The organism is Clostridium sp. 10cd* (assembly GCF_044336395.1).
Classification (GTDB): domain Bacteria; phylum Bacillota_I; class Bacilli_A; order Erysipelotrichales; family Erysipelotrichaceae; genus Clostridium_AQ; species Clostridium_AQ innocuum.
In genome coordinates this window covers 1,944,841-1,958,234 of record NZ_CP172347.1, presented here as the reverse complement: position 1 = coordinate 1,958,234, position 13,394 = coordinate 1,944,841, and the positions used below count along the sequence as shown (strand labels likewise).

The 13,394-nt window shown below is 47.8% G+C and carries 12 protein-coding genes; 2 read left to right on the top strand and 10 right to left on the bottom strand.

Translation table 11 applies throughout. From position 1 onward, the window contains the following. Nucleotides 1-3 precede the first annotated feature (3 nt). The 3 genes from ACG3M1_RS09605 to uvsE all read right to left on the bottom strand — a co-directional run bounded on the left by ACG3M1_RS09605 (nucleotide 4) and on the right by uvsE (nucleotide 2,542). A complete protein-coding gene (locus ACG3M1_RS09605; RefSeq protein WP_002608541.1) occupies nucleotides 4-363 on the bottom strand; it encodes a hypothetical protein in 360 nt (119 codons plus the stop codon). A 260-nt stretch (nucleotides 364-623) separates the two neighbouring features. Continuing rightward, the gene (locus ACG3M1_RS09600; RefSeq protein ID WP_008819492.1) at nucleotides 624-1,244 is read right to left on the bottom strand and encodes a hypothetical protein; all 621 of its coding nucleotides are present in this window, start codon (nucleotides 1,242-1,244) and stop codon (nucleotides 624-626) included. A gap of 44 nt (nucleotides 1,245-1,288) precedes the next feature. Then, nucleotides 1,289-2,542, bottom strand: a complete 1,254-nt coding sequence (gene uvsE / locus ACG3M1_RS09595; protein ID WP_009587485.1) for a UV DNA damage repair endonuclease UvsE — start codon at nucleotides 2,540-2,542, stop codon at nucleotides 1,289-1,291. A 193-nt stretch (nucleotides 2,543-2,735) separates the two neighbouring features. Here uvsE and ACG3M1_RS09590 point away from each other — a divergent pair, with 193 nt between their 5' ends. After that, entirely contained in the window at nucleotides 2,736-3,512 is a 777-nt protein-coding gene (locus ACG3M1_RS09590; RefSeq protein ID WP_008819494.1) for an HAD-IIB family hydrolase, read from the top strand. A gap of 419 nt (nucleotides 3,513-3,931) precedes the next feature. On the opposite strand, the gene ACG3M1_RS09585 is transcribed toward ACG3M1_RS09590, so the two are convergent. Beyond that, nucleotides 3,932-4,369 carry a MarR family winged helix-turn-helix transcriptional regulator gene (locus ACG3M1_RS09585; RefSeq protein WP_002608537.1) on the bottom strand — a complete coding sequence of 146 codons (438 nt, stop codon included), beginning with the start codon at nucleotides 4,367-4,369 and terminating at the stop codon, nucleotides 3,932-3,934. Between the two features lie 157 nt (nucleotides 4,370-4,526). On the opposite strand from ACG3M1_RS09585, the gene ACG3M1_RS09580 reads away from it, so the two are divergent. Further along, complete coding sequence (locus ACG3M1_RS09580) at nucleotides 4,527-5,594, top strand: FUSC family protein (protein WP_008819496.1); 1,068 nt, start codon at nucleotides 4,527-4,529, stop codon at nucleotides 5,592-5,594. Between the two features lie 241 nt (nucleotides 5,595-5,835). Here ACG3M1_RS09580 and ACG3M1_RS09575 read toward each other — a convergent pair whose 3' ends face one another. The 6 genes from ACG3M1_RS09575 to ACG3M1_RS09550 all read right to left on the bottom strand — a co-directional run bounded on the left by ACG3M1_RS09575 (nucleotide 5,836) and on the right by ACG3M1_RS09550 (nucleotide 13,374). Then, nucleotides 5,836-5,958 carry a hypothetical protein gene (locus ACG3M1_RS09575; protein WP_009587526.1) on the bottom strand — a complete coding sequence of 41 codons (123 nt, stop codon included), beginning with the start codon at nucleotides 5,956-5,958 and terminating at the stop codon, nucleotides 5,836-5,838. A 93-nt stretch (nucleotides 5,959-6,051) separates the two neighbouring features. After that, nucleotides 6,052-6,627: a potassium-transporting ATPase subunit C gene (locus ACG3M1_RS09570; RefSeq protein ID WP_002608534.1), complete on the bottom strand. Its 576-nt coding sequence runs from the start codon at nucleotides 6,625-6,627 to the stop codon at nucleotides 6,052-6,054. Nucleotides 6,628-6,638: 11 nt separating this feature from the next. Continuing rightward, nucleotides 6,639-8,696: a potassium-transporting ATPase subunit KdpB gene (gene kdpB, locus ACG3M1_RS09565; protein WP_009269350.1), complete on the bottom strand. Its 2,058-nt coding sequence runs from the start codon at nucleotides 8,694-8,696 to the stop codon at nucleotides 6,639-6,641. Nucleotides 8,697-8,714: 18 nt separating this feature from the next. Next, nucleotides 8,715-10,433: a potassium-transporting ATPase subunit KdpA gene (gene kdpA, locus ACG3M1_RS09560; protein WP_008819498.1), complete on the bottom strand. Its 1,719-nt coding sequence runs from the start codon at nucleotides 10,431-10,433 to the stop codon at nucleotides 8,715-8,717. 756 nt (nucleotides 10,434-11,189) lie between these two features. Beyond that, on the bottom strand, nucleotides 11,190-11,873 hold the full coding sequence (locus tag ACG3M1_RS09555) for a response regulator (protein WP_002608531.1): 684 nt from the start codon (nucleotides 11,871-11,873) through the stop codon (nucleotides 11,190-11,192). Further along, nucleotides 11,866-13,374 (bottom strand): DUF4118 domain-containing protein, encoded by a 1,509-nt coding sequence (locus ACG3M1_RS09550; RefSeq protein ID WP_395815358.1) that lies wholly within the window; start codon nucleotides 13,372-13,374, stop codon nucleotides 11,866-11,868. Before ACG3M1_RS09550 ends, ACG3M1_RS09555 begins: the two co-directional genes overlap by 8 nt. Nucleotides 13,375-13,394: the final 20 nt, after the last annotated feature.

Sequence of the window (13,394 nt, the reverse complement as noted above, 5' to 3'; positions counted from 1 at the left end):
CGTCTATGCTCGTGCAGGAAGCGGATAATCGAGCGGACAGTACCGGGACGGGTAAGGTCCGAATTCCTCCTTGACCTCTTCCTCCTTTGGCACGATTCCCAGAAATGCCAGCGGAAATATCATCTCTCCCACACAGCGATCCAGTGCAAAGCCCAGTGCCTCCTCAACCTGCACGGCCCCTGCCTTGATCAGCAGCATCATAATTTTTTCATTTCTTGTGAAAACAGCATGAATCAGAATCGGATATCCATTGAATATCCAGTTTGGATCCGCTCCCATGCGAAGTACGCGACGCAGACCTCTGACATCCTCATTCCATACAGCATTCAACATCATTGTTGCCAGTTTTCTATCACTCATCATAAGGCACATCCTTTCTTGATGTCTTTATGATATGCCCTATTGTTACATTATACATGTAACAATGCAATTTATCTATAAAAATATGGGAACACAGCAATATCATCAGCATAGCGGCTTACCCTATACGCTGTCCTATATAAAAAAATGCATGCTATTACTGCAAGTGAGCTTCCCTACCCTATATTTGAAAGATTCATACGATGGCTGTATAAAAAAAGCAGATTCACAATGAGGTGCATCCGCTTTTCTATGTAAGCTATTTAGTCTTCCATTCCGTTTTTGGCATCATTTGGTGTATTGACATTGCTGTTCTGCTCATTCGCATTCTTCGTAGTCCCCGGATTGGAGGGCTCGCTTACACCATTTGTTCCGTTGGTTCCGGTTGTCCCCGTACCTGCATAGGTATAATTCGGGAATGCCGTGACAACATCATTCCAATCTGCATTGGTATCGTAGAGGAATAGGAAATCACCGTTTACCTTGGCACCGTATTCCTGTTCCTTATTATTGATGCTGACCTTCACCTTGCCGTTATCCTTTGCTTCCTTCAGGACCTTTTTCATATTGTCATCATCGGATTTCACGCGATACAAATATCCGGTGCTTCCGTTGTAATCAAAGCTTCTGCCCTCATAAGCCGCAAAGTCAATATCGGTGATCGCCTTGGAATTTTCATATTTCAGACCTTTATCCTTGAAATAATTCATGACATTATCAATGCTGTCTTCCGTCTTGTTCTTGGCGTCCTTTACGCTTTTTTCCGCAGCTTCCTTGGTCTCGTTTGTTTTCGTATTTGCATCCTTCTTGTCATTCATACTGCAGCCGCCCATCAGTGCTGCCAAAAGCGCGATACACGCTGCTTTCTGTACTAGTTTATTCATATTCCAGCCTCCTGTCATAGGTAGTATGTCTCATCCTTACGGTTTTATACCTCATAGGTTTTCAGAAGCAGCACCGCATCATACAGGTCATACCGTTGTTCACGCTCACACGCTCGAAGCAGGGTGTCCAGCAGCTGCTCCAGGCTTTTTTCCCGGGCTTCATATGCCGTTACAGCACGTAGCAGCAGATTAGCTGTACGCTGTGTCCAGTCCGTATTCTGTATTACATGCTGCAGCATACGCGAAACATCCGAAGCGGTGTGCACTCTTCTGCCGATATCCTCGCATACATGATAAAAATCAAGACTTTGAATCCCACAGCTGCTGTGCATAAGCGTATTCCAGACCTCATACAGGCGGGTACTGTCGAGTAAAAACAACAGCCGGTATCGCTTCCACTCCGCTTGTGCATCCTGCAGCGTTTTCTCTAACAGATTCCTGCATTTGATTGCGGATATGTTTTTATCCTTTACCTCCAGCATGATATCCATATCCAGCCCTTCCCGCTCGCGGATAAACTCCAGAAATGTATCGGCATCAATGTGCATCGCATGTGCTCCCTTACGCTTTTTCACATCCTGCTGGCAGAAATGTATTTTCATGATGCCATCCTCTTTTTTCCATGTGCCGGATACCAGACGGAGCCATTCCAGCTGTGTGCGCTCTACTGGTGGAGGAAGTATGGCATGATGCAGATTATCGAATACCACCGGAATCGAAAGCTGCGCTGACAAATACAAGACATCCTCTACTGTATAGTAGCGGTCGTCATTTTCTATTATGAGATGCTTTTGAATGATGGGATCCAAACGCCGGTATACCCTTGCAAAGCGCTGCATCGCCTGCTGCTTATCGCCATAGATGCCACCGACATGCAGCACCATTTTATGTGTTGCATCCAATCCCATCGCCTCCAGAATGGACGCATGATACAGTAGCTCATCGATACTGCGCTCTACGACATCCTCTCGCGGTGAATTGATCACACAGTACTGACCGGGATGCAGGGATACACGCATATTGTTTTTTCGTACATAGTCCCCCAGGCTTTGAAACTGCGCAGCAAATTCATCCAGCCAGGGTATGGTATTGACCGGACTGGAGCCAAAGGGAATCAGGTCGAAGGACAGACGATACATACGGATGTTGTGCCCTGCATTATACTCCAGCAGCTTTTGCAGTGTTTCCAGATTAGCACGGATAATACTGCGCAGACGGTCCTCTGTCGCAAATTTCTGGATGCAGGTTTCAAAATGAAATTGCGCATCAAGGCATATACAGGCGTATCCGATTTTCATAAACACAACTCCTTTTCTCTTTACTTAGCTTGTGCATAAGCTGAAAAATTATGAGCAAACGCTGAAAAACAGGATGCCTACAGCTGTCGGTAAGGGAAAGACAACAGCCTGCAATCGCTGCCCAGCATCGTTTTTTTCTTGTCAATTTCCCTCCTAGCCGTTATGATAAAGACGATAAAGGAGGATGGATTACATGAAGAAAAAGTATATGTTTTTCGATATTGACGGTACGCTGACGGATAATGCGACGAAAAAAATTGTTCCCAGTGCCCAAAAGACGCTGGACAGACTGCAGGAGGCAGGACATTTTGTCGCAATCGCCACAGGAAGAGCTCACTATAAAGCAAGGGGCTTTATGGAAGCTTCGGGTTTGCATAACATGGTATGCTGCGGAGGGAACGGTCTGGTGATCAATGATGAGCTGATCATGAATACACCGCTAGACCGGCAGAAGGCAATCGCAGTTTATAAGGAAGCACGCGCTCTGGGCTATGGTGCACTGGTGATGCTGGATGATTCGATCGATGTATACGATGTGGATGATCGTTTCTTGCGGCAGTGCGGAGAGCGGAAGGAACCAACCAATTACATATTCCATGCGGACTTTGACATTGATCAGGTAAAGGATATTTATAAGCTTTACATATCCGTTCCCAAAGAGGAGGAGCACAGACTTACGAAAAAGGATACGCTGGGGAATCTTCGCTTTGTCGAGACGTATCTGATGTTTCAGCATGACCGCAAGAAGGAAGGCATTCTGGATATGATGGAGCGCCTTGGCGGCCCTGTGGAGGATGTTGTCGTATTCGGGGATGATTATAACGATCTGGTTATGTTTGATGATGCATGGTTCAGTATTGCTATGGGCAATGCCTGCGATGCGCTGAAGAAAAAGGCGGATTACGTTACCGAGCGCAATGTCGATGACGGTATCTATAAGGCATGCCTGAAATTCGGGTGGATTTCATAGGACTTCGATTTATCAAGCAGCATTAAAAAAAGGCGTTTCATCTACTATCGGTTCTTAATCGATTTGGGTAACTTTAAACAGGAGATTCAACACTTTTATCAATGGAAGCTGAATTTACTCTGTCCGCAAACACCCTAAATTAGAAAGAACTTGAAATCATGAAGCGTCTTTTTTCTTTTGCTTTAACGATCGCCTGCGTTTTACACGCTTTTTTTCCAGCTCTGAAACAGCATTTTACTTTTCATTGTGGCTAAAGGCTTCTTACTTGAAATGCCTCAGCCCATGCAGAAGGAAGCGAATGATGGTTTACACCGGTGATCAGCTTCCTTTCCCCATTTTGATATAGCTTCATAAAGTAACCGGTTTCTATTCTATATGGTAATGCTGCGCTGCAACTATTTGTATTCAGCACTTACCTGCTAATCCAGCTTTGTAAGTACCTCCAGCATGGTATGGACGGCTTGTTCAAAAGCTGCGATTTCCCTGTCGCTGAGCTTCTGCAGCATCTGTTCATATAATGCTGTGGCATCCAGCGCATTTTCCTTTAGAAAGCGAAAGCCCTGTGCTGTGATTCCTATATAGATGCTTCGCCGGTCGCCGGGATTTTCACTTCGTTCCACAAGACCATAGCGATGCAGACTGTCAATCATGTGGGTAGCCTGCTGCTTGCTGAGACGCATTGCCTTTGCGAGCTCTCCCATTTTCATTTGTCCGCAGTTTTTCAGCGTCATCAGACAGAAATAAGTTTCATAGCTGATCTGTCTTGATTTCTGTTGCCGGCGGATGCTGCGCTCTACTTTATAGTGCCAGTGCGGCAGCAATCGAATCAGTTCCTGCATGGAAGTCGTGTGGTTCATGGTGAATATCCTCCTTCATTTGGTATTGACATATTTTCAAAAACGGATACAATACAATTAGTACATAATTATGTACTATTCATTGATATTTACTATATGCACATCATAACGGAAACTTTGTAAAAAAGCAAGAAAAGGTTAAAAAAGGAGTGATATCATGCGCAAAATCAGTATGTCCTTTGTTAAAGAAGCGCTCTACAATGCTTTTCGGTTTGTTATCAATGTCGGCTTTATCTTTTTGTTTCAAATGATGTTTCATGCGGAGAATACGCTGACTGCCGTAGCACTGTCCGTAGGCTTCACCATGCTTCCCAACAGCGAGCTGCATATACGCCCCGGCGCTATGTGCTGCATTGTTCTGCTGCTGTATATCGGCGGGGGAATCGCTGCGCAGAGTGCATTGCTGCACCCCGCTCTCGCTTTCCTCATCAATTTCTGGTTTCTCGTTTTGTTGCTGGCACTCATCAGTGAGCCAATGGAAATGAAGGCGAACATCTCCTTTCTGCTCTGCTTTGTATTTTCACAATCCACCTATGTTCCCTGGACGCAGTTTCCTGCACGCCTGGCATGCGTGAGCTTTGGAGCACTGCTGATCTGCGGCTGTATCGTCCTGAACTGGAAACGAAAGGGCATCGGCAGAAACGGCTGTACCCTGAAAGAGCAGTTTCAGCGCAGTAGGGTGCATCGCAGCTATATTCTTCGCATGTCGCTGGGAATATCGCTTGCCATGCTCATCGCCTCCATCCTCCAGCTTTCCAAGCCGTTATGGATCAGCATCGTCGTGATGTCCCTGACACAGCTGGAATTTTCCGAAACACTGGAAAGGATACGCCACCGTTTCATCGGTACACTAGCCGGTATCATGCTGTTCTTCGTTTTCTTCCAGCTGCTGATTCCTCAGCAGTATGCAATGCTGGTCATCATGCTTCTGGGTTATATCGGTTTCTTTCTACCGGAATACAAATACAAGCAGGTGATCAATGCCATTTCAGCCTTGAATGCATCCCTTGTCATTCTGGACACCAAAACAGCCATCGAAAACCGGTTGTTCTGCCTTGTATTGGGTATCGTGATCGTGATCGTGATTTACATGCTCGCAGGTACAGCGCGCAAGGTGCAGCGTATACAGCGCTGGAGCGTGCATACCGCCATGGCAGATGATCATCCAAAAAACAGGGAAACCGCAGCACTGTTTTCAATCAGCACCTGTACGTACGGTGAATGAACGCACCGATATGATCAGGTGCTTTTTTCAGTATAAAATGAAATGAACAAGTAGGGTTCTCTCTGTTCCTCGACAAGATACGGGCGCTTTCTTTTATCCGTGCTGTTTTTCAGCTGCAGCAGATTTCTATAAAAAAAGGTACCTGCTAGAGCATGTAGGACACTGTGTGCTTACACGCTACTTTTACAGGTACCGCGAGGGTTCCTTTACATCGTTGTTGCTTTGTTTAAAATGTCTTACTTCAGTGCATATGGCACTGCTTGGTATCAACGGCAGATTTCATAAGACGGTAGGCTGCATACAGCAGACCAGCCGCAAGCAGAATACCTCCCGCACTGATTACGATATCGATGGTACTCAACATATCCATCACCTTCCTTACACCTATATTCTAACAGCGGTCAGGTTAATGTGCCGTTAGCAGATAGGAGGTGATGTTAAGATGATGCAAATACCTTTACTCACTGATTGTATAACCATCCAGCTCCAGATTGACCTTTAACACATTGACGCGTTCCTCTCCCAGAAATCCGAAGGTTTTGCCTGTGGTGTATTTGTCGATAATCTTGCGAACACTCTGTTGTGATATCTTTCGTACACGGGCAATGCGCTCCACCTGAAAATAGGCAGCCTGCGGACTGATTTCCGGATCGACACCGCTGCCGGATGCCGTTACCAGATCCTCCGGTATATCCTTTCCCCTGGTTTGAGGATCAAATGCATGCCACCATGCCACAGAATCAGCAACCGCCTGCTGCTGCTCGTCGGAAACAGCACTGCGGTTTGTCGGTGCGCCGCTGTTTGGTCGTCCGATCAGATACTCCGGCTTTGTCCAGGACTGTCCGATCAGGGCAGATCCCACATTCTGTGTTTTGCCATTCCTTGTCACCGTAAGCTGGCTGCCATTGGCCTGTTCAGGAAAGAGCAGCGATGCCGAGACAGTCATAACCAGCGGATAGAGCAATCCGCAAATGAGCGTCATCGACAACATACAGAGCAATGCCGCGATCCATGTCTTTTTTCCTTTTTTCATCTTTCTACCTCCTAAGCAATGCCGCACATGGTAAGTGCCATGTCAATCAGCTTGATAACGATAAATGGCAGGATGATTCCTCCGACACCATATATCATCAGATTGTGCCGCAGCTGTTTATCCGCCGGAAGCTCCCGATATTTCACGCCGCGCAGGGATAAGGGAATCAATGCGATAATGATAAAGGCATTGTAGATAACCGCGGAAAGAATTGCCGTGGTCGTGCTTGTCAGATGCATGATATTCAGAGCGGCCAAATTTGGAAAGATTCCCATAAACAGCACCGGTATGATGGCGAAATACTTCGCTACATCGTTGGCAATGGAAAATGTGGTCAGTGCCCCGCGTGTCATCAGCAGCTGTTTTCCGATGCGAACAACCTCAATCAGCTTGGTCGGGCTGGAGTCAAGATCCACCATATTGCCTGCTTCCTTCGCTGCCTGTGTACCGGAATTCATCGCCACAGCGACATCCGCCTGTGCAAGGGCCGGTGCATCATTTGTCCCATCCCCGGTCATAGCAACTAAGTGCCCCTTTCTTTGGTATTCCCGAATCAGCTCCAGCTTGGTTTCCGGTGTTGCCTCAGCGACAAAATCGTCCACGCCTGCTTCCGCTGCAATGGCTGCGGCGGTCATCGGATTATCCCCGGTTATCATAATCGTTTTGATACCGCTTTTGCGCAGCGCTTCAAAATTTTCCTGTATACCGTCCTTTACGATATCCTTCAGATAGATAACACCGAGCACCCTATGGTTTTTAGCGACAACCAACGGTGTCCCCCCCTGCTCAGCTATGGATTGAACCGCTTCTTCACACTCCTTCGGATATGTGTTCCCACCGGCCTCCACGTATCTTCTGATCGCATCTGCCGCACCCTTGCGAATTTCCATACCGCCGTCCATATCAATGCCGGACATGCGGGTTCTTGCGGAGAATTCGATAAATCTGGCATGAAGCTGCTGCATGGAATGCTCACGGATATTGAATTTCTTTTTTGCGAGTACAACGATACTTCTTCCCTCGGCAGTTTCATCCGCCAGAGAGGAAAGCTGAGCTGCTTCCGCAAGCTCCTGCTCCTGCACCCCCTGTACGGGCTGAAAGGCAACTGCCTGCCGGTTTCCCAGCGTTATCGTACCGGTTTTATCCAGCAGCAGTACATCCACATCACCGGCTGCTTCAATGGCACGTCCGCTCATTGCCAGTACATTTGCCTGATTCAGTCTGGACATGCCGGCAATGCCGATACTGGACAGCAGGGCACCGATCGTTGTCGGGGCAAGACACACCAGCAGGGCAACCACATTGCTCAGGGATACTGCCGATCCCTGTCCCACCATATCTCTCACATACCGGGAAATCGGAAGCAGCGTTGCGCAAACCATCAGAAAGATGATGGTCAAAGTGATCAACAGAATCTGCAAAGCGATTTCGTTGGGCGTCTTTTTTCGTGCCGCTCCCTCAACCATGGCAATCATCTTATCCAGAAAGGACGCACCGCTTGCGGCAGTAACCCGCAGTACGATCCAGTCACTGACAACGGTCGTGCCTCCTGTCACCGCACTGCGATCACCTCCGGATTCCCGTATTACCGGTGCGCTTTCTCCGGTAATTGCCGATTCATCGACAGAAGCAATCCCTTCTATCACTTCCCCGTCCATCGGTATTATTTCTCCTGTTTTTACATAGCAGATATCACCCACCTGCAATTCAGAGGAGGATACATCGGTATATGCTTCTTTCTCTGCAATGCTTGAGAGCTTATGTGCAATTACCTGCTTCCTTGACTTTTTCAAGCTTTCCGCCTGTGCCCGTCCTCTGCCCTCTGCGATTGCCTCCGCAAAATTGGCAAACAGCACGGTGAACCATAAAATCAGCGCGATAACGAATACATACCAGGACGGTTCATCCGTTATCCCCGCGATATTGGCAATGAACAATATGGTAGTAAAGATTGCCCCGATATATACGATGAACATAACCGGATTATGCACCTGAACAGCGGGTGCCAGCTTTTTCAATGCCTGCAGTATGGAATCCCTGTATACTGCCTGTTTATTTACCTGCTTCATAGCATATCACCTGCCCTTTCAACCGAGTACATGCAGCTGCGTAAAGAATTCCGCAAGCGGCCCAAGCGCCAACACCGGTAAAAATGTCAGCGCTCCGACAATCAGCACAATCACAATCAGAAATCCGACAAACAGCGGGGATGTTGTCGCAAGTGTACCCGAACCGGCCGGTACATATTTCTTGCTGGCCAGACTCTGCGCCAGATAGATAACCGCAACCATGGGAAGAAAGCGTACCAGCAGCATCACCGTACCACCCATCACATTGGTGAGCACCGTATTGGCTTGGAAGCCGGCAAAGGCACTTCCGTTGTTCCCCGCCATGGAGGTGTAGGCATAAAGAATTTCAGAGAAGCCGTGACTTCCGGTGTTGCTCAGCCACCCGCCGTCAGCCTGCAGCTGCTGTGCTGCTGGGAAAAGGGTGGTGATTGCGGTCGCCAGCAGCAGACACAGCGGCGGTACCAGAATGATGATGCAGACCATCTTCATGTCGAAGGCATTGATCTTCTTGCCGATGTATTCCGGTGTGCGTCCGACCATCAGCCCGGCCATGAACACCGTTAAAAGGGCAAAGGCCAGCATGCCGTACAAGCCGCAGCCCACACCGCCAAAAACGACCTCGCCCAGCTGCATTAGAAACATGGTGATCATGCCGCCAAGGGGAGTCAGAGAATCATGCATTGCATTGACCGAGCCATTGCTTGCGGCAGTTGTTGCCGCAGCCCACAAAGAGCTTCCGCCGACACCGAAGCGGGTTTCCTTTCCCTCCATGCTTCCGCCAAGAGATGCTACGCTATCCCAGGATGGGGCACCGAAGATTTCCGCACAGCTCAGGCCCACCAGTGCAGCGACAAAGATTACCGTCATAACAACAAGAATCGTCTTTCCCTGCCGGGTATCCTTGACCGCTTTTCCAAAGGTGAAGCACAGAGCAGCCGGTATCAGCAGTAAGCAGAGCGCTTCAATAATATTGGACAGCGGTGTTGCATTTTCATACGGGAATGCCGAATTGACACCGAAGAAGCCGCCGCCGTTGGTGCCCAGCTGCTTGATGGCAATCTGACTGGCCGCAGGTCCCAGCGGCAACACGCCCTGTGTTCCTTCCAGTGTCGTATAGGATGCATACGGATCCAGTGTCTGTACAACCCCCTGACTGACCAGGATCAGGCATACCACGACAGACAGCGGCAGCAGAATGTACAGTGTAATCTTTACAAGATCACTCCAGAAGTTTCCAAGATTTTTTGTTTCCCTGCGCACAAAGCCTCTGCACAGGACAAACAAAACAGCGATTCCGGTAGCCGCAGATACAAAGTTCTGTACGGTAAGTCCTGCCATCTGCGTCAGATAGGACAGTGTGGTTTCTCCCGAATATGCCTGCCAGTTTGTATTGGATACAAAGCTTGCGGCTGTGTTGTAGGCAAGATGCACACTGGTGTTTTCCAGCTGCTCCGGATTCAGCGGCAGCCATGCCTGTACCAGATGCAGCCCCATAACGATCAGAAAACCGAAAAGCGAAAACCACAGAACGCTGGATGCGTATTTTTTCGCATGCATCTGCTGTTCTTCATCGACTCCCATCACACGGTACAGCAGCTGCTCCAGCGGTGCAAAAATCCGCATGAGAGCTACACGCTCCCCGTTATAAATCTTGTAGATATAACAGCCAAGCGGATATCCGATGGCAAGCAGTGCCACGACATAAACGACATCCTGCAAAATCAATGCGCTGTTCATATGGATTCACCCTTAAACAGCATGTAAAACAAATATGCTAACAGGACAATGGCAACGCCATAAAACAAGATAACGATCATTTCCATATCCAAACCCTTCCTTTCTTAACGAGTTCCATTATAGCGAATCCCGTATAAAGCAGGTGTAAAGAACTAAGGGCGAATGTTAAGAAGCTGTAAGGATTTTTTATGAAAGCGATTGCGCCTGACAATCCGCTCAAGCAAAATGAAAAGGGCAGGAACAAGAGGGGATGCGATGGGAGAAAGATAGATAAAAAGAGGGTTGCTTGCTGTAGGTTCTTTCTTACTTTAGGGTGTTTGCAAAAGGGAGACTTCAACTTCTATTGATAACTACAATCGTATGGAAGTCTCCCTATGTTAGGTTTCCCCACAATCGAGAAAGAACCTTGCTGTAAATGCAATCCCTCATCATGATGTGGAAGATGTGTGGTACATACCCTCACAGATAAGAAGGCGGTTTAGAAATGGTCTTTATATGCCATGCAGTTTCGTGTGCTGCATACTGCTGTAAGGTGCATAATGATACAGCGTTTGCTCTGTGCGGCCCTCCGTATAGTCATTGCTTTGCATATTTCATTGCGCAATACGTTTTTTTATGAGTTTACATAGTCCCTGCATCAATAGGTAATTGCACAACCCGAACATGTGCATGCAGTTTTACAACGTCCTCTGACATGGCACATTGCCATCTGTTTTAGCGGGATGCTAATGAAATGAAAAAACCGGTTTGTACCGGTCATTCATCGACAAAACGATATCCTACGCCTACCTCTGTCAGTATATAGCGGGGATGTGAGCTGTCCTTTTCAATTTTTCTGCGGATATTTGCCATAAAGACACGCAGGGATTGTGAATCCTCACAGGAGCTGTACCCCCAGATATTACGGATGATAAAGCTGTGGGTCAGCACCTTGCCTGCATGCTCAATCAGTAACACCAGAAGCTTAAACTCGATTGGTGTCAGATGCACCTCCCGGTCCTCCACATAGACCTTGTATTTTTCAAAATCCACCCGCAGACCATCCAGCACAAACACCTTTTCCTTAACAACACGCGGTGTTTTCTTGCGCAGTGCCACCCGTACTCTGGCAAGCAGCTCATTGATATGAAAGGGCTTGGTAACATAATCATCCGCCCCCAGATCCAGTGCCTCCACCTTTTCCCTTTCCTGCCCTCTGGCAGATACTACCAGAATCGGCACCTCGCTTTGGGAACGAATCTGACGCAGCACCTCGCTGCCGTCAATATCCGGCAGTCCCAGATCCAACAGAATCAAATCCGGATTATCGCTCATGAATAATGAAATTCCCTCAATGCCGTTTCGTGCCTCTATCACCTTATATCCGTTCTTATCCAGAGACAGGCTTAGAAATCGGATAATGCTGGCATCATCCTCAATCAGCAATATTTTATCATGCATGGTATTCCTTCCTTTCTGTGGCCAGCTTCAGCTGAAAGCCGAACACTGCACCCTGCACATCCTTACGGTTATAGGCAAAGATTTCACCGTGGTGTGCCTCTACAATGCTTTTGCATATGGTCAAGCCAAGACCCACTCCGCGTCTGGAATCGCTGCACTCACTCTTGGTGGTCACAAAGCTTTCAAACAGATGCTCGCGGATGGATTCATCAATGCCTTCTCCCTGATCAATGACTTCAAACACCGCCCAGCCGTGGTCCTTATAGCAGCGAATATCGATCATTGTCGCATCCGGTGTATGCTTGATGGCGTTATCAATCATATTGACCAGCACCTGTATGATCAGCCGTCCGTCCATTTCCACAAGCAAAACCTCATCCGGAAGCGTCACCTTCAGCGTATGCTCCCGCTTTCTGTTTTCACATCGTGATACGGCCTCACAGATGATATCATCCACAACCTCCTCCTGCTGTTTCAGCAGCAGCTTTCCATCCTGAATCCTTGTCATATTCAATAGATTCTCCACCAGCTGATTGAGCCACAGGGCATCACTGCTGATGGATTTCACCAGATGATAGATGGTATCATCATCCAGATCCTGATAATTTTCACAGATCAGCGTACTGCTTCCTGCAATACCGGTCAGGGGGGTGCGAAGATCATGGGAGATACTGCGCAGAAGATTGTTGCGAAGCTTTTCCTTTTCTATTTCGACCCTGCTTTGCTCCTGCTCCGCATACAGCATCTCCCGTTCCACTGCCATCATCATCTGTGAAATCAGCGTATGAACAAACAGACGCTGTTCCTCACGCAGGGAGGTTTCCTCATACAGCGCATACACACCTAGCAGCTGGTTGTTGCAGTGCATGGGATGATAGGTCCAGGCCTGTTCTTCATAAAAGGAGGTTCCCCTGCCGCAGTCGCAGTCTTTTTCCATACACCACGCCGCCATACCGTCATCCGGCTCAGCAGCTGTATCCATTGGCTCCTGTATTTTCTTTAAGGCTTCCCCATCTGTATAGTAAACGGTACAGATGGTCTGCTGGGCAGTATACAGTGAGCGAATCGTATGCTGCAGAATCGTATCCACACCGGACAGGGTTAGATAGGCTCTCGTAATTTCATATAAGGCACTGGTTTGACGTGCACTGCTTCTGGCCTTATGGGCATGCTGCTGCAGCTTATTGACAAGAGAGCCCGTCACAAAGGATACGATCAGGAACACGATAATCGTGATAATATAATTGAAATCATCAATTTGCAATGAAAATGTCGGATTGGTAAACAGGTAATTAAAGGTAAGAATACTCAGCAGGCTGGAGGTGATGCCCCACAGAAAGCTTCCGGTTTCCACAACGATCAGCAGTACCCCGATCAGATAGATCAGCATGATGTTTTCGGTGCGTATTTCTATATCATCAAAGACAAAGGATACCAGTGTGCAGAGAAACAGTATCACTGTCGTAATACACAGATTTTTCCATATATGACTGTTTTTCATCAGACCCCTCTTTTCCGTTC

Bases quoted from the DNA above. Each gene is read 5' to 3' on its own strand.
- ACG3M1_RS09600 (WP_008819492.1), bottom strand. From the start codon at position 1,244: ATGAATAAACTAGTACAGAAAGCAGCGTGTATCGCGCTTTTGGCAGCA.
- ACG3M1_RS09550 (WP_395815358.1), bottom strand. From the start codon at position 13,374: ATGAAAAACAGTCATATATGGAAAAATCTGTGTATTACGACAGTGATA.
- ACG3M1_RS09570 (WP_002608534.1), bottom strand. From the start codon at position 6,627: ATGAAAAAAGGAAAAAAGACATGGATCGCGGCATTGCTCTGTATGTTG.
- kdpA (WP_008819498.1), bottom strand. From the start codon at position 10,433: ATGAACAGCGCATTGATTTTGCAGGATGTCGTTTATGTCGTGGCACTG.
- ACG3M1_RS09605 (WP_002608541.1), bottom strand. From the start codon at position 363: ATGATGAGTGATAGAAAACTGGCAACAATGATGTTGAATGCTGTATGG.
- ACG3M1_RS09580 (WP_008819496.1), top strand. From the start codon at position 4,527: ATGCGCAAAATCAGTATGTCCTTTGTTAAAGAAGCGCTCTACAATGCT.
- kdpB (WP_009269350.1), bottom strand. From the start codon at position 8,696: ATGAAGCAGGTAAATAAACAGGCAGTATACAGGGATTCCATACTGCAG.
- uvsE (WP_009587485.1), bottom strand. From the start codon at position 2,542: ATGAAAATCGGATACGCCTGTATATGCCTTGATGCGCAATTTCATTTT.
- ACG3M1_RS09555 (WP_002608531.1), bottom strand. From the start codon at position 11,873: ATGCATGATAAAATATTGCTGATTGAGGATGATGCCAGCATTATCCGA.
- ACG3M1_RS09585 (WP_002608537.1), bottom strand. From the start codon at position 4,369: ATGAACCACACGACTTCCATGCAGGAACTGATTCGATTGCTGCCGCAC.
- ACG3M1_RS09590 (WP_008819494.1), top strand. From the start codon at position 2,736: ATGAAGAAAAAGTATATGTTTTTCGATATTGACGGTACGCTGACGGAT.
- ACG3M1_RS09575 (WP_009587526.1), bottom strand. From the start codon at position 5,958: ATGTTGAGTACCATCGATATCGTAATCAGTGCGGGAGGTATTCTGCTT.